Source organism: Bariatricus sp. HCP28S3_A7, assembly GCF_052066375.1.
Lineage (GTDB): Bacteria > Bacillota > Clostridia > Lachnospirales > Lachnospiraceae > Allocoprococcus.
Map to the genome: position 1 here is coordinate 23,588 of NZ_JBQHSG010000003.1, position 21,475 is coordinate 45,062.

A 21,475-nucleotide genomic window follows, 5' to 3' on the forward strand; every position below is an offset into this window, starting at 1 on the left:
TAACAAGAGTATAAAAAATACAGAAATGGAGTCAGTTTATGAGAAAATGGATGGATAAAATGGAACGTAAATTCGGCAGATATGCGGTGAAGAATCTGACAGTCTATCTGCTGGTGTGTTACGGTGTGGGATATCTGCTTTCGTTCTTATCTCCGCAGCTTTTGAGTTATTTTACGCTGGAACCGGGGCTGATCCTTCAGGGACAGATCTGGCGCCTGATCAGCTGGGTGATCATTCCACCTAATTTCAGCCTGATCTTTGTGATTTTTATGATGCTCCTGTACTATTCGCTGGGAACCTCGCTGGAGACGATCTGGGGGTCGTTCCGGTATAATGTGTATATTTTCTCGGGAATCATTTTCACCATTATCGGCGCATTTATCGTGTATGTTATCACAGGCGGTATGGTTGGTTTCGGAGGTATTTTCAGTACGTATTATATCAATATGTCTATTTTCTTTGCATGTGCGGCGATCATGCCGGATCTGCAGCTTTATCTTTATGGAATCATTCCGGTGAAGATGAAGTGGCTGGCTATACTGGACGCAGTACTGATTTTATGGGATTTTGTGGCAGGCGGAATCGTTACCAGGATTTCGATCGTTGCATCGCTCCTTAACTTCCTGATTTTCTTCCTGCTGAATCGGAATATGCAGCGTTATCGTCCGAAACAGGTGATCCGTAAGCATAAATTCCAGAAAGAGGTGACAAGACCGACTGCAACCTACGCAGGCGGAGCAAAGCATAAATGCGCAGTCTGCGGAAGAACAGAACTGGATGATCCGAACCTGGAATTCCGTTACTGTTCCAAATGCAATGGCAATTATGAATATTGTCAGGATCATCTGTTTACCCATGAACATGTGAAATAAATCACAGTTCAGAGAAATACAATCAAATAATCGAACGACAAGGAAGGAGAGGACACCATGGAAAAAAGACCATTCGTGACCAAAGGACAACTGGAAGAGATTGTAAAGGAATACCCGACACCGTTTCATCTCTATGATGAGAAGGGAATTCGTGAAAATGCGAAAGCACTGAAGGAAGCGTTTGCATGGAATAAAGGATACAAGGAATATTTTGCGGTGAAAGCGACACCGAATCCGTATATTCTTTCCATTCTGAAAGAGTATGGATGCGGATGTGACTGCTCATCTTACACGGAGCTTTTGATGTCAGAATCCGTAGGCTCTGTAGGAGAGGACATCATGTTTTCTTCCAACGATACGCCGGCGGAAGAGTTCCGTCTTGCGGCAAAGCTGGGTGCGATCATCAATCTGGATGACATCACACATATTGATTTTCTGGAGCAGACGATCGGAAAAATCCCGGAGACGATCAGCTGCCGGTACAATCCGGGCGGACTGTTCAAGATTTCCAACAGCATCATGGATAACCCGGGCGACGCGAAATACGGCATGACCACCGAACAGATCTTTGAAGCCTTCAAGATCCTGAAAGCAAAAGGGGCAAAGGAATTCGGCATCCATGCATTTCTTGCAAGCAATACGGTGACGAACGAGTATTACCCGACTCTTGCGAAAGTGCTTTTTGAAGTTGCTGTAAAGCTTCAGAAGGAAACGGGTGCGCATATTAAATTCATCAATCTGTCCGGAGGTATCGGAATTCCGTACAAACCGGATCAGGAACCGAATGATATCAAGGTGATCGGTGAAGGCGTGCGGAAAGTATATGAGGAAGTGCTGGTTCCGGCCGGAATGGGCGATGTTGCAATCTACACGGAGCTTGGCCGCTTTATGCTTGCACCGTACGGATGCCTTGTTACAAAAGCGATCCATGAGAAGCATACTCATAAAGAGTATATCGGCGTAGATGCGTGCGCAGCGAATCTGATGCGTCCGGCTATGTACGGTGCATATCATCATATCACCGTTATGGGAAAAGAAGAGGAACCGTGTGATCATATGTATGATGTAACCGGATCCCTTTGCGAGAATAATGATAAATTTGCGATCGACCGCATGCTGCCGAAGATTGATATGGGGGATCTGCTTGTGATCCATGATACAGGAGCGCATGGTTTCTCTATGGGTTATAATTATAACGGACGTCTTCGTTCCGCGGAAGTTCTCCTGAAAGAGGACGGAAGTACGCAGCTGATCCGGCGTGCGGAGACACCGATGGACTATTTCGCAACCTTTGATTCGCTTCCTGTTTATGATGCACTCAAAAAGAATACCGAAGAAGCAGAGAAAGATTGTCAGTAATTAAAAAAAACACTTGCGAACCGCGGATGATTGTGTTATGATTATCTACGGTTCGTGATAGGCCGGCGTGTCGGAATGGCAGACGAGGCAGACTCAAAATCTGTTGCGGGCAACCGCGTGCGGGTTCAAGTCCCGCCGCCGGCAGTATAAAAATCTGTGGCTGCGAAACCGGTAGAGTAAAGTTCTATTGGCTTCGCAGCTGCAGATTTTTTTGATTCCAGAAGGGGCTTTTGGATGTACAGGATCCCCGCTGGCAGCATGACAAGGTGCAGAAAGGAATAACGGCATGAGTAAGATTGTACTGATTGATGGACACAGTATTCTGAACCGGGCGTTTTATGGTCTCCCGGACTTGACGAATGCGGAGGGACTGCATACCAATGCGGTCTATGGATTTCTGAACATTATGTTTAAGATACTGGAAGAGGAAAAGCCGGAGTATCTGACGGTGGCATTCGATGTCCACGCGCCTACGTTCCGGCATGAGATGTACTCTGAATATAAAGGAACGAGAAAACCGATGGCGGAAGAATTAAGGGAGCAGGTGCCGCTTATGAAGGAAGTCCTTCATGCGATGGGCGTTCGAACCATTGAGCAGGCGGGACTGGAGGCGGATGATCTTCTGGGAACGCTTTCCAGAAGATGCGAAGCAAAGGGAATGGAAGTCGTGATTCTTTCCGGTGACCGGGATCTCCTTCAGCTTGCCACTGACCATGTGGAAATCCGGATTCCCAAGACAAAACGTACAGGAACCGAGATTGAAGATTATTATGCGGCGGATGTGAAAGAACGGTATCTGGTCACACCGCAGGAATTTATCGATGTCAAGGCACTCATGGGAGATGCTTCGGACAATATTCCCGGGGTTCCGAATATCGGAGAGAAAACGGCGACCAGGATCATTGCGGATTATGGTTCGATTGAACATGCGTACGAGCATGCATCAGAGCTGAAGCCGCCTCGCGCCGCAAAGAATCTTGTGGAGTACTGGGAGCAGGCGAAAATGAGCAAGGTGCTCGCGACGATCAATGTCGAAGCGGATTTCCCGTATGATCTGGATGAGGCGAAACTGGGTAATCTCTACACCCAGGAGGCATATGCATATTTCCAGAGACTGCAGTTCAAGAATCTTTTGTCAAGATTTGAGATGCAGAGCGAAAATGCTTTGGAGAGTGTTTTTCGGGTCATTCATACACGCGGGGAGGCGGAGACGGTATTTGCAAGAGCAAAGCAGGCCGCAAGTGTCGGAGCTCTGGTCTATAAACAGACGAAAAATGTACTTCCGTTATTTGCCGCACAGGCCGGAATCGGAGGAATCGGTCTTGCGTTTGGCGATCAGGATATCTACTGTATCCCGGCAGAGGGAGAGATCTCTTCGGAGTTTCTTCTTGCCGGACTCGAGGCTGTGGCCGGTCAGGTAGGGCAGTTTGCGGTATTTGACCTGAAGAAACTGTTGAAAAACGTGAAAATAAATCCGGATGATGTGGATAAATGTTTCGATGTGGCGATTGCTGCTTATCTGCTGAATCCGCTGAAGAGTGAATATCCGTTTGAAGATGTGGCGCAGGAATATCTGGGACTGATGATCGATCCGAAAGCAGATGAGGAGAAAAAGATTTGTTATGAGGCGTACACGGCGTTTGCGGCAGCGGATGTCCTGCTTGGAAAATTACGCGAGACGGATATGGAAAAGCTGTTTCGTGAAATCGAAATGCCGCTGGTATTTACGCTGTTCAAAATGGAGCAGAACGGGGTAAAGGTGGAAGGAGAAGCGCTTCGTGTCTACGGAGAACAGCTTGGCGGAAAGATCACAGAGCTGGAGAAAGAGATCTATGAACTTGCGGGGGAAGAATTTAATATCAATTCTCCGAAGCAGCTGGGCGTTGTTCTCTTTGAACATCTGGGGCTTCCGAACGGTAAGAAGACAAAGACCGGTTATTCCACGGCGGCTGATGTGCTGGATAAGCTGGCACCGGATTACCCTGTGGTTTCCAAAATCCTGGAATACCGCCAGCTTAGTAAGCTGAAATCCACCTATGCGGATGGTCTGGCTGTCTATATCGGGGAAGAGGATCAGAGAATCCATGGAAAATTTAATCAGACCATCACGGCGACAGGACGGATCAGCAGTACGGAACCGAACCTTCAGAATATACCGGTTCGAATGGAGCTTGGAAGGCTGATCCGCAAGGTTTTTGTCCCGGAAGATGGTTATGTGTTTGTTGATGCGGATTATTCACAGATCGAACTGCGTGTGCTGGCGCACTGTTCCGGTGATAAGGAACTGATCCAGGCTTACCGTGAGGCGAGGGATATCCATCGGATCACTGCATCCCAGGTATTTCACACGCCTTTTGATGAGGTGACGGACCTGCAGAGAAGAAATGCAAAAGCGGTCAATTTCGGAATCGTGTACGGAATCAGTTCTTTTGGACTGAGCCAGGATCTGAGCATTACGCGAAAAGAGGCAGCCGAATATATTGAACGATATTTTGAAACCTACCCGGGAATTAAGACATTTTTGGATGATACGGTCGCCCATGCAAAAGAGCAGGGATATGTAGTGACGCTTTTCGGCAGACGGCGCCCGGTACCGGAGCTTTCTTCCAGCAACTTCATGCAAAGACAGTTCGGGGAACGTGTGGCCATGAATTCTCCGATTCAGGGAACCGCGGCTGACATTATCAAAATCGCCATGATCGCGGTAGACAAGGAACTGACAAAGAGAAAGATGAAATCGCGGCTGGTCCTTCAGGTACACGATGAACTTCTGGTAGAAGCATGGAAAGAAGAATTGGAGGAAGTGCAGGCGATTTTGAAGGAATGCATGGAAAATGCCGCTACTCTGGATGTCCCGCTTGACATTGATATGCATACCGGACAGAGCTGGTATGAGGCGAAATAGGAAGGAAAAGCTGTGGACAGGATTCATTGAGGACAGAAACATAGAGGACCAGAAAAGGATATGGACAAACTCCGGGATATCGGAAGGGGTACTAGGATGATTAAGATAGGAATAACCGGCGGAGTGGGTTCCGGAAAAAGTCAGGTTCTTGCGTATCTGGAAGAAATACACCACGCAAGAATCTGCCAGGCGGACTTGATCGCTCACGAACTCCAGAGACCGAAGGAAAAATGCTGGAGGAAAATACGGGAATATTTTGGAGAGGGAATCTGCAATCCGGACGGTACGATCGATCGAAAGAAACTGGGAACAATCGTATTTTCCGATGCGGAAAAGCTTAGTGTACTGAATGCGATCGTGCATCCGGCGGTCAATGAGAGGATCCGCCGGTTGATTGCAGAAGAAGAGAAAAAGGGAACCGGAATCTTTGTCCTTGAGGCGGCACTGATGACAGAACCGGTATACCGCGAAATGATGGATGAGATCTGGTATATTTATGCGGAGAAGCAGGTGCGTTTTCAGAGGCTTCGTACAGACAGAGGCTATTCGGATGAAAAGACCGCATCCATGATGTCATCCCAGGTGACCGAAGAGACTTACCGGGATTTTTGCGATCTTACGATCGATAACAGCAGAGAATTTGAGAAAACGAAAGTGCAGATCGACCGCGCGCTTTCGAATATGAAAAATAGATACGACAGGAGATAAACGGATGAGATTATGCAGCATTGCCAGCGGGAGCAGCGGAAACTGCATTTACGTTGGAAGTGAAGATACACATTTGCTAGTGGATACGGGAATCAGCAGAAAAAAGATTGAAGAGGGACTTTGTTCTCTGGAAATCAAAGGTGAGGAATTGGACGGAATTCTGATCACCCATGAACATGCCGACCATATTCAGGGACTGGGGGTATTCAGCCGGAAGTATCAGATTCCAATCTATGCCACTCCCGGAACCTTGCGAGGAATCCGCGAATACAAAGGACTGGGGAAAATGCCGGACGGGCTTTACCGGGAAATCCATGTAGATGAGGATTTTCGGGTGGGAGATATTGATATCCATGCATTTGCCATTTCGCATGATGCAAATGAACCGAGCGGATACCGCTTTGAGCAGGATGAGAAAAGAGTGGCTGTCGCGACCGATCTTGGAAAATATGATGCATATACGGTGGAGAATCTGAAGAATCTGAATGCGGTTCTGTTGGAATCCAATCACGATATCCATATGCTTGAGGTAGGACCCTATCCCTACTATTTGAAACAGAGAGTCATGGGCGACAAAGGTCATTTATCAAATGAATTGTCAGGACGCCTGCTTTGTGATATACTACATGAGAACTTGCAGCATGTGCTGCTGGGGCACCTCAGCAAGGAGAATAATTATGCAGAACTTGCATATGAGACTGTAAAACTGGAAGTGACATTGGGAGATAATCCTTATAAAGGGGAGGAGATACCGATTTCCGTGGCAAGAAGAGATCGTATTTCAGAAGTAGTAACCGTTTAATAAGACTAGAACAGAAGACACAGGAGGCACACTATGAAGAAATGTATTATTACAGTGGTAGGAAAAGATTCAGTAGGTATCATTGCAAAAGTCTGCACATATCTGGCAGATACGAATATCAATATTCTTGATATTTCCCAGACGATCGTGGATGGTTATTTTAACATGATGGCAGTTGTAGATGTTGAGAATTCAAAGAAGGAGCTGGATATTGTTTCCGTGGATCTTCGCGACCTCGGTCTTCAGATCGGTGTGGATATTCATTGTCAGAGAGAAGAGATTTTCCAGAGAATGCACAGACTGTAAGAGAGGACGGGAACGATGATTAATTTTTATGAGGTGGCAGAGACGAATCAGATGATTGAACAGGAGAATCTGGATGAGGCTGCAAAGACGGTGGGCGTGAACTTTATCGGCGGTTATTCGGCACTGGTGTCAAAGGGAATGACGAAAAGCGATGAGAATCTGATCCGTTCGATTCCGATGGCACTTGCTTCCACAGAACGTGTCTGCAGTTCCGTAAATGTCGGATCCACGAAGACAGGCATTGATATGGATGCTGTCCGTCTCTGTGGAGAGATGGTCAAGGCGACGGCGGAGGCTACCAAAGAAAAAGACTCGCTGGGATGTGCAAAACTGGTGGTATTCTGTAATGCACCCGATGATAATCCGTTTATGGCCGGAGCATTTCTCGGTGTGACAGAAGGCGATGCGGTCATCAACGTAGGGGTCAGCGGCCCGGGTGTTGTCAAGAAGGCAATCGAAAAATGCCGTGGCAAGGGATTTGAAGTGCTTTGCGAGACTATTAAGAAGACGGCGTTTAAAGTGACGCGTGTCGGACAGCTTGTTGCAGGAGAGGCATCCAAACGGATGGGAATTCCGTTCGGAATCGTGGATCTATCACTTGCCCCTACGCCCGCTGTAGGTGATTCGGTAGCTGAGATTCTGGAAGAGATCGGTCTGGAGCGAGTGGGGGCACCGGGAACGACGGCAGCGCTTGCGATGCTGAATGACCAGGTGAAAAAAGGCGGTGTGATGGCGTCATCCTATGTCGGCGGCCTTAGCGGTGCGTTCATCCCGGTCAGTGAGGATCAGGGGATGATCGATGCGGTAAATGCCGGCTCACTCTGCCTGGAGAAACTGGAGGCGATGACTTGCGTCTGCTCCGTAGGACTTGATATGATTGCGATTCCGGGGAAGACATCATCGGCAACGATATCCGGAATCATTGCCGATGAGATGGCAATTGGTATGGTGAACCAGAAGACCACAGCAGTACGTCTGATTCCGGTCATTGGCAAGGATGTAGGGGATGTGGCAGAGTTCGGCGGACTTCTTGGGTATGCGCCGATCATGCCGGTGAATGAGTTTGACTGCAGTGCTTTCATCAACAGACAAGGAAGAATTCCGGCACCAATCCATAGTTTTAAGAATTAGAGAGGTATTCAAATATGAGTAAGGTAGCAATTGTAACTGACAGTAACAGTGGTATCACGCAGGCAGATGGTAAAGAGATGGGAGTATTTGTGCTTCCGATGCCTTTCTATATTGATGACGAACTCTTTTTTGAGGAGATTACGCTGACTCAGGAAGAATTTTATCAGAAAATGGAAAGCGACGCGGATATCAAGACTTCTCAGCCTGCACCGGGCGATGTGATGAAGCTCTGGGATGACATCCTCAAAGAATATGATGAAATCGTACACATTCCAATGTCAAGCGGACTCAGCGGTTCCTGCGAGACAGCTATGATGCTGGCGGAAGAATACGACGGAAAAGTAAAGGTGGTCAACAACCAGAGAATTTCCGTTACACAGCGTCGTTCTGTAATGGAAGCAAAAGCGCTTGCTGATGCAGGGAAAAATGCAGAAGAGATCAAAGCACTTCTGGAAGAAATAAAATTAGAATCCGATATCTATATTACACTTGATACTTTGAAATATCTGAAGAAAGGCGGACGCCTTACACCGGCCGCCGCTGCAATTGGTACAGTACTCAATCTGAAACCGGTTCTTCGCATCAAAGGGGAAAAGCTGGATGCTTTTTCAAAGGCAAGAGGATGGAAGAGCGCGAAGAAGACAATGATCCAAACGATCCAGAAGGTGATCGATACAGAGTTCTCCGATTGTAAAGGCCCGGAAAATCTGTATATTGATGCAGCCTATACCGGAAATCAGGAAGATGCAAATGAATGGAAACGGGAATTGGAAGAGACTTTCCCGGAATATGATATCTATATGGCACCTTTGTCATTAAGTGTGGCATGCCATATTGGACCGGGAGCCCGTGCGGTGACCGTGACGAAAAGGCTTAAGGTTTCATAAAAAGCGGTTTGAATCTGAAAAGCGTATATATGCGATAAAGAGGAACTCTTATACAGGTGGGAGCTGTGACCCGGATGGGGCACAGCTCCCACTTGTATGATATGAAATTACTACGTAAATCAAAGAATGACCAACGGTTGCGAAGGTGCTGGAATAAAGGGTGTGCCATATTTGTTTGTAATCACGGACTCATAGAGGTCACTTGCAAAGAGATCCTGTCGAAGCATTGCGACTGCCTCGCCGGAAAGAGGCGGGGCGGTGTTCAATTTTGTAATCAAAGGAATCCGGGAGTGCTCATGCAAAACGGTGAGGAGACCGGCATCTTTTTTGCAAAAACCCAGTATGCGGGCGTATTGTGCAAAAGTGGTACGGGCATAATCATCCATGTTCTTCTGACGAATATTAAGAAGAATGTGGAGAAGAATCCGGCTGATTCTTGTATAGGTCACCTCGCGTGTCTTCAGCAGTTCACAGAATTGATCCCATGATATCAACTCGTTGCACCGGTTCATGATGCGGTTAGCCAGATCCGTTGTGATGTCTGCGTATTGCGTGAGGGATTCTCGGGTTTCGGAAAGAAGCCTGTACTTTAGAAGCAGGGACAGGTCGTTTGCGAAAACAGGAAATCTTTTAAGATAGTTTTCTTCCATAATTGCAAAGGAGGAAGCCGGAATCTGATCGTTCAGAATCTCCGGAAGAATCGCACCTGTTTCTTTATGGGTCATGCCCTCCGGTTCCACAAGAAGATGTCGGATTGCGGAAGCAGAACTCAAAGTGCCGGAGAGCTCTGTATCATGATATCCGGATTCCTTACGCTTTATAGTGAAGGCTTTCAAATTGCTTCCGGTACGATGGAGCGCTTTCAGGTATTCGATTCCCAGCGTATTGTTCGGACAATCCAGTATCTCAGCAAGATCGGGATCTCCGGTGTATTCTGCAAGTGCCATTTCGCGGGCGGCAGGAAACGGAAGTCCGTTTTTTAGATTCTTTTGAAGAGAGCGACGGAATTCTTCCGGCTCTTCGGAGAGAATCCGGGCGATCTGATCAAGTTTTTCCACATTTCCGCATTCACTTCCGAAACAGATCGAATCAATGCAGCCGAGTGCATCGAAGATTTCGATGGCACCGCGGGCAAAGTATTCGGCGCTTCCGCATGCGCAGCAGACAGGAAGCTCCAGAACAAGAGAAGCTCCGGCAGACAGTGCGGCTCTGGTGCGCAGGTGTTTCGGCATGATGGCAGGTGCACCCCTCTGGACAAAATTACCGCTCATTAATACAACGGCATAATCGGCACCGGTTTGTTTCAGAGCCTGTTCAATATGATATTTGTGACCATTATGGAAAGGATTATATTCTGTAATTAAACCTACAATTTTCATGTTCTTAACGAGAATCTCCTTGTATCTTGTGTTCAAAAAGATTATACTATAAAAAGAAGTTTTCGGCAAAAGAATTGTATTTCCATACTCGATATAGATTTTTTGGGCTGGGAAGGAGGAAATAAAGTGGATCGCGATAAAATTTTAAAGCTTCTGGAAACTAGAGAATATAAGGAATTGAAAGAAGAGCTGGGTAAATATTATCCCGTCGATATTGCACAGTTTCTGAGTGAAGTGGAAGATAAGCAGATGATAATCCTATTCCGTCTTCTGGCTAAGGAAGAAGGAGCGGAGACCTTTGCATATATGGACAGCGATATGCGCGAGACACTGATCAATGCACTTACTGATTCTGAATTGGAAGAAGTTATGAATGAAATGTATCTGGATGATACGGTCGACGTGCTGGAGGAGATGCCTGCCAATGTTGTGGATCGTCTGCTCATGGTGACGGATGAAGATACGAGAAAGCAGATCAACACACTTTTGAAATATCCGGATGATAGTGCGGGTAGTGTCATGAACGTGGATTATGTGGGACTGCGTCCGGACATGACGGTCGCGGAAGCCATTCTGAAGATCCGTCAGGTCGGTATTAACCGTGAGACGATCTATACTTGTTATGTCACAGAGAAGCGAAAACTGGTGGGAGTGGTCGATATCAAGGACCTTCTGACCAGCAGTGAAAGCCGTACCATGGAAGAAATCATGGATACGAATATCCTCTATGCACAGACAACCGACGACCAGGAAGACGTCGCTATCAAGATTAAGAAATACGGTCTGGTTGCCATCCCGATCGTAGATCATGAGATGTGCATGGTCGGAATCGTAACAGTAGACGATGCGATGCTTGTCCTGCAGGATGAGGCTACGGAAGACTTTAGTATCATGGCCGGTGTTACACCCAACGAAGAGTCTTATTTCGGGACTTCCGCATTCCAGCACGCCAAGAATAGAAGCATGTGGCTGTTACTTTTGATGCTTTCGGCAACCTTTTCCGGACTGGCGCTCGGACATTTTGAGGCACAGATCCTTGCCATGCCTGTACTGAATACGTTTATTCCGATGCTGACCGGAACGGGCGGAAACTGTGGTTCTCAGAGTTCATCTTTGATTATCCGCGGATTAACCGTCGGAGAGATCCGGTTTAAGGATATTTTCCGTGTCATCGTGAAAGAAGTTTCCATCGCGCTGCTGGTCGGAACATTCCTTGCCCTGGTCAACGGAATCCGAATTATGATCATGTACCGCAACCAGGTGGATTCACCGTTCCTGCTTGCTCTGACGCTCGGACTGACGATGATCTGCACGATCATTATGGCGAAAGTGGTGGGCTGTACGTTGCCGCTGATCGCGGACAAGATGGGACTGGATCCGGCAATCATGGCAGCACCACTTATCACGACTCTGGTGGATACCGGGACTACGATCATTTATTTTACAATTGCAATGCAGATATTCCCATTTCTCAAGGGAGTATAGAGACAATACAGTTCATCCGGGATGCAGTCCGGACACTCATACGGTTGTCAAAAAAATAACAAAGCTTGTATGGGGCATGGAAATACGCTATAATGAAATATAGAGTGTACGTTTTCAGATGGAATAGGAAAAACGTTAAATTCATGAATCACGAAGGGAGAAACATTATGAACGTATTAGTAATTAACTGTGGAAGTTCTTCATTGAAATTCCAGCTCATTGACTCTGAATCAGAGGCAGTTTTGGCAAAGGGACTTTGCGAAAGAATTGGCATCGATGGAAAACTGACTTATCAGCCGACGGGTGGAGAAAAGATCACTGAGGACAAACCGATGCCGACTCATACAGAAGCAATCCAGTACGTGCTTGATGCACTGACCGATGCCGAGACCGGTGTTGTTAAGAGCCTGGACGAGATCGGAGCAGTAGGCCATCGTGTACTTCACGGCGGAGAGAAATATTGTGAATCTGTAATTGTTACACCGGAAGTAAAGGAAGTTATCGAAGAATGTATCGATCTTGGACCACTTCATAATCCGGCAAACCTGACAGGTATCGTGGTATGTGAGAAATTGATGCCGGGTACCCCGAATGTTGCTGTATTTGATACTGCATTCCATCAGACCATGCCTAAGAAAGCATTTATGTATGGAATCCCGTATGAATACTATGAAAAATACAAAATCAAACGTTATGGCTTCCACGGAACCAGCCACAGATATGTTTCCAGAAAGACAGCAGAATTCCTGGGAGTACCGTATGAAGAGACCAAAACCATCGTATGCCATCTTGGAAACGGTTCTTCTATTTCCGCAGTTATGAATGGAAAATGTGTAGATACTTCTATGGGACTTACACCTCTGGAAGGTCTTGTGATGGGAACTCGTTCCGGTGATATTGACCCGGCGATCATTGAGTATATTGCTAAGAAGGAAGGCCTTGGAATCTCTGAGATCCTGAATATGCTGAACAAGAAATCCGGTGTTGCCGGTGTATCTGGTGTATCCAGCGACTTCCGTGATCTTGCAGCAGCTGCAGCAGAGGGAAATGAACGCGCTGCACTTGCACTTGATATGTTTGTATATCGTGTTGCTAAATACATCGGAAGCTACGTAGCTGCAATGAACGGTGTAGACAACATCGTATTTACAGCTGGTATCGGAGAAAATGACGGAACAACAAGAGATAGAATCTGTTCATATCTTGGATATCTCGGAGTTGAAATCGACAAGGAAGCAAACGCAAAACGCGGAGAAGAAATGATTATTTCTACACCGGAATCCAAAGTTAAGGTTCTTGTTATTCCGACAAACGAAGAACTTGCAATTGCAAGAGAGACTGTTGCACTGTTATAGTACTCTATTTAGTATAGAAACCTTAAAATTCGTAAATAATTTGGTTGACAAATACGTTTTACATGGTATAATAGACTAGGTGTGAATAGGAGTTAAGAGTATGTTAATAAACCTATCCGACGTCTTATCTGAACCACATAAGACCATAGAAGATAACGTTGTTCCCGAGATGAAGCAGGTTTCAATTGGCGGAAGAACATTTCCGGTGGACAGGATCAGTCCCCTGCATATCCGTATCGAATATGCGGGTGATAAGAAGCTTCATATTACTGGCGGATCATCGCTTACTGTGATTATTCCCTGTGACAGATGTCTCGAGGATGTTGTTGTAGACCTTGATCTTGAGATTGAGAAGAATGTGAATACGGATATGGATTGTGCCGATGATGATGACGATTCCGACGAAGCGAATTACATTGACGGATATCATCTTGATGTAGAGCAGTTGCTCTATAATGAGATTTTAGTAGGGTGGCCGACGAAAGTTCTATGTAGCGAAGACTGTAAAGGGATTTGCAGCGTGTGTGGCCAGAACCTGAATGAGGGTACATGTGACTGCGAAGACACAAGTCTGGACCCCAGAATGTCAGTTATCCGCGATCTTTATAAGAATTTTAAGGAGGTGTAACCTATGTCAATTTGTCCAAAGAATAAATCTTCCAAAGCAAGAAGAGACAAGAGAAGAGCGAACTGGAAAATGAGCGCACCGAATCTTGTAAAATGCAGCAAATGTGGAGCTCTTATGATGCCTCACAGAGTTTGCAAGGCTTGCGGAAGCTACAACAAAAAAGAAATCATTACTGTTGAATAATAGTGATGCGGAAAAATCAGAAAGGATTCCAGATGAACTGGAATCCTTTTTTTAAGTTTGCGCGCCATGGGCGCGCTCTAACGGGTGAAAGTCGTGTGTTCTGCAAGCTGTTATCAGCTTGCCAGTGAAAGCCTGGTCAAGGTAATCGCCAGTGAGCCTTGTAGCGAACCTCCAATGCCTTGGGGTGACCGATTGTGTTGAAGCGAGGTATGCCTGTGAGAAACAGGTGCAAAATAGCAGTCCGTAACATAAAGTGAATCCTGTAGCATCGTTACGTTAGCCCTGTAAGGGACAAGAGGGAGTCGAGTCACTGACTTTCTGACGAAGACCATGGAAGATGTGGAGATACTGGAGTACAGCATTGAAGAACCCTTCGGTGTAGAGGGAGCGGAATGTTATGAAAGTTGATAACGGAACAGAAGAGATCTCATACCATCATATAACCACAAGTATGTAACTGAGGATATAAGCACGCATGCGAAATTTCTCGGGAAGTGGTATGAGAAGTGCAAAACAGGCACTGGAAAAGGTCAGAAAAGCATGTAAAGTGAAGCGGATAAATCGTTAAGAACATGTGCTGTTTCTTGAATAAAATGGTCTGTTATGATAAGATGGAAACAAATTTATCGGTGGAATGATTGATGAGAATGAAAACGGAAGGAGAAGCTATGAACAACAAATGTTTTAAATATCTCCCGGATGGATCACAGTCCTACCTTTCGCTGAATGATTATATTGTAAGTTTTGATCGTGATTATAATAAGAGTGATTTGCCATCGCTCCGGGCATTGGATGGTATTAAAGGAAGTGATATCTATGCCTATCGTCATCTGGCTGACGAAGTGAGCAGCGAATTTCCTGCTTTTCATGATGTGGAAGATCATAATATTGCAAGTTTTCTGAATGAACAGCTCGTAGAATCCGATGAGAACCGGAAGAAAGCGGAAAGAATTTTGGATCGTCTCAGCCTGGGTCTCGCTTGCATGATCTTTTCCTTAAAAGAAGGAACAGAAGGCCGAAAGAAGAATGAACTTACGGAAGCTGACTGGCGCTTCTGGAAATCCTGTACGCATGTCTTTTTTGTCGGGAGAGTTGCCGCAGGAGAAACCGGAGCATTTCTGGAGCATAAAGTCATGGAATATCTGAAATATTTATCTGAATTTCAGAAAACAAAATGGCAGTTTCCGACGATACGTTTTTGTTGCAATGAGACAGTCAAGACGATTTCTCTGATGGGATGTGCGAAGGCGCAGGGGATTACCGGAGAGACGGTGTATGTCTTTGATTTTGGAAATACAGCGATCAAGCGCGGCAGAGCGATCCGTAAGGGAGAGGATTATGAACTGGCAGAACTCTCGAACCGGCTACATGAGGATTTCAGCAGTATGCCGGATACGATCGGAACTGCCGAATGTATTCATAAAGTAATCGTAGATACGGTCTGCGATACAATGAAAGCATTCGGGGAGGATTCCGAAAGCTGCGAGGTCAGTATCTGCATGGCTAATAATCTTCTTGATGGGAAGATTGCAGACAGAGGGTACTACAAAAGTCTCAGACTTCTGGCGGAATTTTACGGGGAATATCTGGAAAATGAACTTTCTGAAATTTGCGAAAGACAAGTGACGGTCTTCATTACAAATGATGCCCAGGCAGTCGCAAATCTGTTCGGAACGTATTCGCCGAATGCGGCAGTAGTCACGCTGGGGACCAGAATGGGGATTGCGTATCCATAAAAACGGTCATGAGACCCGGATATCCTTTCACAATTCTATTGATTTTTAGAACAATGTTTAGTATTATAGTTTTTAGTTGTAAAGCATATCAAGATCGGGCTTTGTACCGGTCCAGATATGTCAGGAGGTAACAGTATGAAGGAAATGACAAAGATCGCAGTGGATGCGATGGGTGGAGATAACGCACCGAAGGAGATCATAAAAGGTGCAGTCGAAGCTGTGCAGAAGCGCGACGATATTCAGGTAATTCTGACAGGAAAAGAAGAAGTCATAGCAGACGAACTTGCCGGATATACTTACAACAAAGAACAGATCACCATTGTGAACACGACAGAGGTGATTGAAACCGCGGAACCGCCGGTCATGGCGATCCGAAGGAAGAAAGACTCATCCATAGTGGTCGGGCTGAAACTTGTGAAGGAGAAGAAAGCAGACGCGTTTGTTTCGGCAGGAAGCTCCGGAGCAGTGCTGGCCGGAGGGCAGCTTCTGGTAGGACGCATCAAGGGAGTCGAAAGGCCGCCCCTTGCACCGCTGATTCCAACGGAGAAGGGATTTGCTCTTCTGATCGACTGTGGAGCGAATGTGGATGCAAGACCATCGCATCTGGTACAGTTCGCAAAAATGGGTTCCATTTACATGAAACACGTGATGGGTGTCAAGAATCCAAAGGTTGGAATCGTGAATATCGGTGCGGAAGAAGAAAAAGGGAATGCGTTGGTGAAGGAGACATTTCCGCTTTTGAAAGAATGCAGGGATATCAATTTCACGGGAAGTATTGAAGCGAGAGAGATTCCGCATGGTCAGGCCGATGTGATCGTCTGTGAAGCGTTCGTCGGCAATGTTATTCTGAAACTGTACGAAGGAGTCGGTTCTGTTCTGATCAGTAAGATGAAGAAAGGAATGATGACGAGCCTCCGCAGCAAAATTGGCGCACTTCTGGTGAAGCCGGCGCTGAAATCCACGATGAAGGATTTTGATGCCAGTGAATATGGAGGCGCTCCGCTGCTTGGTCTTAACGGACTGGTTGTGAAGACGCATGGAAGTTCCACTTCTAAAGAAGTCTGCAATTCTATTTTACAGTGCGTGACATTTAAGGAACAGCGTATCAATGAAAAAATCAAAGAATGTATTCAGGCTGGTGAAGAACCGGTTAATATGTAAGGAAAGAAAGGGCAACAGTTATGGAATTTGAGAAATTAAAAGAAATTATCGCCGATGTATTAGGATGCAACCCGGATACAATTACTCCGGACACAACATTTGTGGACGATCTGGGAGCAGATTCCTTGGATATTTTCCAGATTATTATGGGAATTGAAGATACTTTTGATATTGAAATTGATAACGAAGATGCGGAGAAGATTGCAACTGTCGGTGACGCAGTTGAGCAGATTAAGAACGCAATTAATTAGGCATAATAAAGGAAAAGCCCGTAACAGGGCTTTTTCTTTTAGAAGAGGATAATATGAGCAGAAATTTAAAAGAATTGGAGAAAAAAATCAGTTACAGTTTTTCGGATGAAGGTCTTCTGAAACATGCGATGACGCACAGCTCTTATGTGAACGAAAAACGCCTGAAAAAGACAGACTGCAATGAAAGGCTGGAATTCCTGGGGGATGCAGTACTGGAACTGGTCTCAAGTGAATATTTATTTTTCGAAAATCCAAAGATGCCGGAAGGGGAGCTGACGAAGCTTCGTGCCAGTATGGTATGTGAAAAGGCGCTTGCTTTCTGTGCGCGTGATCTGGATCTGGGAGATTTCCTTCTGTTGGGAAAGGGAGAAGATGCAACCGGGGGAAGGAAGAGGGATTCAATCACTTCGGATGCGCTGGAGGCCTTGATCGGCGCTATATATCTGGATGGTGGTTTTGCTAATGCAAAAGAGTTCATTTTGAACCATGTGTTAAATGATCTGGAAGGAAAAAGACTCTTTTATGATAGCAAGACTATCTTGCAGGAACTTGTCCAGGGAAATTCAGAGAAGAGAATCTGTTACGAGCTTGTCGGTGAAGTGGGACCGGATCACAATAAATCCTTCCAGGTGGAGGTCCGGATCGGGGATACGACTTACGGACAGGGAATCGGCCGCACCAAGAAGGCTGCGGAACAGGAGGCTGCTTATCAGGCGATTTTGAAACTGAAAAACAGAAAGGCTTAGCAGGTGAAGCATGTATTTAAAAAGTATAGAGATACAGGGATTCAAATCGTTTGCGAATAAGATTGTATTTGAGTTTCATAACGGTATTACTGGAATCGTGGGCCCAAACGGGAGCGGAAAGAGCAATGTATCGGATGCCGTTCGTTGGGTTCTTGGAGAACAAAGAGTTAAGCAGCTTCGCGGAGGAAGTATGCAGGACGTTATTTTTTCGGGGACAGAGAACAGGAAACCGCTCAGCTATGCGTCGGTTGCCATTACACTGGATAATTCGGATCATAAACTGCCGGTGGACTTTGAAGAGGTCAAGGTTACGAGAAAACTGTATCGTTCAGGGGAAAGCGAGTATCTGATCAATGGAAGCGCCTGCCGTCTTAAGGATATTAATGAGATGTTCTACGATACGGGTATCGGTAAAGAAGGATATTCGATCATCGGGCAGGGACAGATTGATAAGATTCTGAACGGTAAACCGGAAGAACGAAGAGAACTCTTTGATGAAGCGGCTGGTATCGTAAAGTTTAAACGACGGAAAAATATGTCTCTGAAAAAGCTGGAAGAAGAGCAGCAGAATCTGGTTCGTGTCAATGATATTCTCGGAGAGCTGGAGAAACAGTTCGGGCCTTTGCAGAAACAGGCAGAGACAGCGAAGATTTACTTGAAGAAGAAAGAAGAACTGAAGCGGTACGACATCAATATGTTTCTTATGGAAACGATGCGTCTGAAAGAGCAGATGAAAGATGTGGACCAGAAGCTTACAATTGCAAAGAATGAGCTTGATGAGGCAAATCAGCAGTATGAGGATATGAAGAACGAATACGAGCTCATTGAGAATCAGGTAGATGAGATCGATGCGTCTATTGAGAAGGCAAAGAGTCAGTTGAATGAGACGACACTCTTGAAGCAGCAGCTGGAAGGCCAGATCGAGCTCCTTAAGGAGCAGATCAAGAGTGCCCGCATGAATGATGAACATTATGAGAAGCGGGCCAGAACGATTGATCTCGAACTGGAAGAACGTATAAAACAGAAAAAGACACTGGAAAAAGAACATAAAGAAATCGCAGAGAAGCTGTCTTCGGAAGAGGCAAGGCAGGAACAGGCTAAGACTGTACTTGTTTCAGTTCAGTCCCAGATTGCACAGATCACCGCGAAGATTGAACACCATCAGAATGAAATCATGGAAGTACTGAACGGCCGAGCTTCTACGAAAGCGAAACTCCAGCATTATGATACGATGCTGGAACAGATCAAGGTGCAGAGAGCGCAGCTTTATAAACGACTGGTAGAAGCTGAGAGTGATGCCCAGCGGCATCGTGACGAGCGTAAGATCTATGAGGATGAACTGAGACGCATTTCCCAAAAAATCGTAGATTCTGTGAATAAAGTGAAAGCTTATGAAGCTGATATTGAGAGAATGCAGAAGGAAATTGCGGATAAGAATGAAAAACTCCGGATTGGGCAGACTGCATTTCACAGGGAACAGTCCAGACTTGAGTCTCTGAAAAATATTACCGAACGCTATGATGGATACGGAAACAGCATCCGGAAAGTTATGGAGAAAAAAAGCAGTGTTCCGGGGCTCGTCGGAGTTGTTGCAGATATCATCAAAGTAGATAAAAAATATGAAATCGCTGTCGAGACGGCTCTTGGCGGAAGTATCCAGAACATTGTAACTTCGGATGAAGAAACTGCTAAAGAGATGATCGGTTATCTGAAGAAAAATAAATTCGGACGTGCAACCTTTCTCCCACTGACTGCTATCCGGCCCGGACAGGGAATCGGGAAACCGGAAGTATTAAAAGAAAAAGGTGTGATCGGAACAGCAGACACACTGGTCAGCGTGGAGCCGAAGTTTGAAAAACTTGCAGCTCATCTTCTGGGGCGAACGCTTGTGGTGGACCATATTGATACTGGAATTGCACTTGCAAGGAAATACCATCAGACTTTGCGAATTGTAACTCTGGAAGGAGATCTTATGAACCCGGGCGGTTCTATGAGTGGAGGGGCATTTAAGAACAGCAGCAATCTGCTCAGCAGAAGGCGCGAAATCGAAGAGTTTGAGAAAACAGTACTGCTCCTTGAGAACGAGATGAAGGAAGCACAGGCGGAAGTCGATGCTGCCCGTTCGAAGCGTGCGGAGCTTTATGCGAAAGTAGAAGAAATACAACAAAACCTGCAGAAGGATTATGTCGAACAGAATACTGCAAAAATGAATCTGGATCAGGTGGATGCGAAACAGAAGTACACCAGAGAAAATACAGAAGGCATGCATAAAGAGCGGGAAGAACTGGAACACCGCGTGCATGAAATCGAAGAAAACCAGGAATCTATTCAGGTAGAACTGGAAACCAGTGAGCAATTGGAAAAAGAGCTTTCAACAAAAGTCGATGAACTGCAGATGCAGTTGGAAAAAGAGCGAGCGGAAGAAAGCACTGCCGTACAAAAAAATGAAAATATCCATCTGACTTATGCAGCCCTGGATCAGAAGAATGCATTCATTGAGGAGAATCTGAATCGTATCAGTGAAGAAATTGTGAAATTTGAGGAAGAACTGGCATCCTTAGATGCAAGCAAGGGCGAGAACTCCGGTGAAATTGAAGAGAAAGAAAAGCAGATCGCAGAAATTCGAAAGACCATCGATGATTCAGGAGAACTCTTTACGGAATTGAAAACCCAGATTGAAGAATCGCGTGAAAAACGCGAGAAACTGAATCAGAAGAACAAGGCTTTCCTTGGAAAAAGGGACGAATTGTCGAAACATATGGCAGAACTGGACAAGGAAGTTTTCCGTCTGGACAGCCGGAAAACCGGCTATGAGGAAGCATCTGAAAAACAGATCAATTATATGTGGGAAGAGTATGAACTTACTTACAACAGGGCTCTTGAGATACGAGATGAAAATCTGACAGATCTGTCTATGATGAAGAAGCGGATCCAGGAATTGAAGGCAGAAATTAAAGCACTCGGTTCGGTCAATGTCAATGCAATAGAGGATTTTAAAAATCTTGCGGAACGATATGAGTTCCTGAAAGGTCAGCATGACGATCTGGTCGAAGCGGAGACAACACTTACGAAGATTATCGAGGAACTGGATGAAGCGATGAGAAAACAGTTCACCGAGCAGTTCGGGCGTATCGCGCAGGAATTCAATCAGGTTTTCAAAGAACTATTTGGTGGAGGAAAGGGTACACTGGAGCTGATGGAGGATGAAGATGTTCTGGAAGCGGGCATCCGGATCATCGCACAGCCACCGGGCAAGAAACTGCAGAATATGATGCAGCTTTCCGGTGGAGAGAAGGCGTTGACCGCGATTGCGCTGCTTTTTGCGATCCAGAATCTGAAACCATCGCCCTTCTGTCTGCTGGATGAGATCGAAGCAGCACTGGATGATTCCAATGTAACCAGATTTGCACAGTATTTACATAAACTTACAAAATATACACAGTTCATTGTGATCACGCATCGTAGAGGTACCATGACGGCGGCAGACCGCCTCTACGGTATTACCATGCAGGAGAAAGGCGTGTCTACGCTTGTGTCTGTCGATCTTCTGGAAAATGAACTGGATCAGTAGGAATGGGAGG

General features: G+C 45.8%; 17 protein-coding genes, 1 tRNA gene and 1 pseudogene. 18 read left to right on the forward strand and 1 reads right to left on the reverse strand.

All coding sequences use genetic code 11. The annotated features are described in order from the left end of the window. The first annotated feature begins 38 nt into the window (after positions 1 to 38). The 9 genes and pseudogenes from ACTNA4_RS02650 (at position 39) to ACTNA4_RS02690 (ending at position 8,970) form a co-directional block, all read left to right on the forward strand. Positions 39 to 872, forward strand: coding sequence for a hypothetical protein (locus ACTNA4_RS02650; protein ID WP_427807044.1), 834 nt, complete (start codon positions 39 to 41; stop codon positions 870 to 872). Positions 873 to 929: 57 nt separating this feature from the next. Then, positions 930 to 2,231: a diaminopimelate decarboxylase gene (locus ACTNA4_RS02655; RefSeq protein WP_427807043.1), complete on the forward strand. Its 1,302-nt coding sequence runs from the start codon at positions 930 to 932 to the stop codon at positions 2,229 to 2,231. Positions 2,232 to 2,292: 61 nt separating this feature from the next. Continuing rightward, positions 2,293 to 2,375 (forward strand) — tRNA-Leu (locus ACTNA4_RS02660). Positions 2,376 to 2,517: 142 nt separating this feature from the next. Next, positions 2,518 to 5,136, forward strand: a complete 2,619-nt coding sequence (polA, locus tag ACTNA4_RS02665) for a DNA polymerase I (protein ID WP_441028422.1) — start codon at positions 2,518 to 2,520, stop codon at positions 5,134 to 5,136. Between the two features lie 96 nt (positions 5,137 to 5,232). After that, the gene (gene coaE, locus ACTNA4_RS02670; protein ID WP_441028424.1) at positions 5,233 to 5,844 is read left to right on the forward strand and encodes a dephospho-CoA kinase; all 612 of its coding nucleotides are present in this window, start codon (positions 5,233 to 5,235) and stop codon (positions 5,842 to 5,844) included. A gap of 4 nt (positions 5,845 to 5,848) precedes the next feature. Further along, positions 5,849 to 6,646 (forward strand): MBL fold metallo-hydrolase, encoded by a 798-nt coding sequence (locus tag ACTNA4_RS02675; RefSeq protein WP_427807039.1) that lies wholly within the window; start codon positions 5,849 to 5,851, stop codon positions 6,644 to 6,646. 33 nt (positions 6,647 to 6,679) lie between these two features. Continuing rightward, positions 6,680 to 6,952: an ACT domain-containing protein gene (locus tag ACTNA4_RS02680; protein WP_427807038.1), complete on the forward strand. Its 273-nt coding sequence runs from the start codon at positions 6,680 to 6,682 to the stop codon at positions 6,950 to 6,952. A gap of 21 nt (positions 6,953 to 6,973) precedes the next feature. Then, positions 6,974 to 8,083: pseudogene (locus ACTNA4_RS02685) on the forward strand (PFL family protein); the annotation flags it as partial. 14 nt (positions 8,084 to 8,097) lie between these two features. Further along, the gene (locus ACTNA4_RS02690; RefSeq protein WP_427807036.1) at positions 8,098 to 8,970 is read left to right on the forward strand and encodes a DegV family protein; all 873 of its coding nucleotides are present in this window, start codon (positions 8,098 to 8,100) and stop codon (positions 8,968 to 8,970) included. 119 nt (positions 8,971 to 9,089) lie between these two features. On the opposite strand, the gene ACTNA4_RS02695 is transcribed toward ACTNA4_RS02690, so the two are convergent. After that, positions 9,090 to 10,349 carry a nucleotidyltransferase gene (locus ACTNA4_RS02695; protein ID WP_427807035.1) on the reverse strand — a complete coding sequence of 420 codons (1,260 nt, stop codon included), beginning with the start codon at positions 10,347 to 10,349 and terminating at the stop codon, positions 9,090 to 9,092. 126 nt (positions 10,350 to 10,475) lie between these two features. On the opposite strand from ACTNA4_RS02695, the gene mgtE reads away from it, so the two are divergent. The 9 genes from mgtE (at position 10,476) to smc (ending at position 21,465) form a co-directional block, all read left to right on the forward strand. Further along, positions 10,476 to 11,834 carry a magnesium transporter gene (mgtE, locus tag ACTNA4_RS02700; RefSeq protein WP_427807034.1) on the forward strand — a complete coding sequence of 453 codons (1,359 nt, stop codon included), beginning with the start codon at positions 10,476 to 10,478 and terminating at the stop codon, positions 11,832 to 11,834. Positions 11,835 to 12,001: 167 nt separating this feature from the next. Then, complete coding sequence (locus tag ACTNA4_RS02705; RefSeq protein WP_427807033.1) at positions 12,002 to 13,189, forward strand: acetate/propionate family kinase; 1,188 nt, start codon at positions 12,002 to 12,004, stop codon at positions 13,187 to 13,189. A 100-nt stretch (positions 13,190 to 13,289) separates the two neighbouring features. Next, positions 13,290 to 13,817, forward strand: a complete 528-nt coding sequence (locus tag ACTNA4_RS02710) for a YceD family protein (RefSeq protein WP_427807032.1) — start codon at positions 13,290 to 13,292, stop codon at positions 13,815 to 13,817. 3 nt (positions 13,818 to 13,820) lie between these two features. Next, the gene (gene rpmF, locus ACTNA4_RS02715; RefSeq protein WP_427807031.1) at positions 13,821 to 14,000 is read left to right on the forward strand and encodes a 50S ribosomal protein L32; all 180 of its coding nucleotides are present in this window, start codon (positions 13,821 to 13,823) and stop codon (positions 13,998 to 14,000) included. A gap of 641 nt (positions 14,001 to 14,641) precedes the next feature. Continuing rightward, a complete protein-coding gene (locus ACTNA4_RS02720) occupies positions 14,642 to 15,736 on the forward strand; it encodes a hypothetical protein (RefSeq protein WP_427806493.1) in 1,095 nt (364 codons plus the stop codon). A gap of 135 nt (positions 15,737 to 15,871) precedes the next feature. Continuing rightward, positions 15,872 to 16,897 (forward strand): phosphate acyltransferase PlsX, encoded by a 1,026-nt coding sequence (gene plsX, locus ACTNA4_RS02725; RefSeq protein WP_441024865.1) that lies wholly within the window; start codon positions 15,872 to 15,874, stop codon positions 16,895 to 16,897. A 20-nt stretch (positions 16,898 to 16,917) separates the two neighbouring features. Continuing rightward, on the forward strand, positions 16,918 to 17,148 hold the full coding sequence (gene acpP, locus ACTNA4_RS02730) for an acyl carrier protein (RefSeq protein ID WP_427806495.1): 231 nt from the start codon (positions 16,918 to 16,920) through the stop codon (positions 17,146 to 17,148). 53 nt (positions 17,149 to 17,201) lie between these two features. Then, the gene (rnc, locus tag ACTNA4_RS02735) at positions 17,202 to 17,894 is read left to right on the forward strand and encodes a ribonuclease III (RefSeq protein WP_441028427.1); all 693 of its coding nucleotides are present in this window, start codon (positions 17,202 to 17,204) and stop codon (positions 17,892 to 17,894) included. A 10-nt stretch (positions 17,895 to 17,904) separates the two neighbouring features. Next, positions 17,905 to 21,465, forward strand: coding sequence for a chromosome segregation protein SMC (gene smc / locus ACTNA4_RS02740; RefSeq protein WP_441028429.1), 3,561 nt, complete (start codon positions 17,905 to 17,907; stop codon positions 21,463 to 21,465). The last annotated feature ends 10 nt before the right edge of the window (positions 21,466 to 21,475 follow it).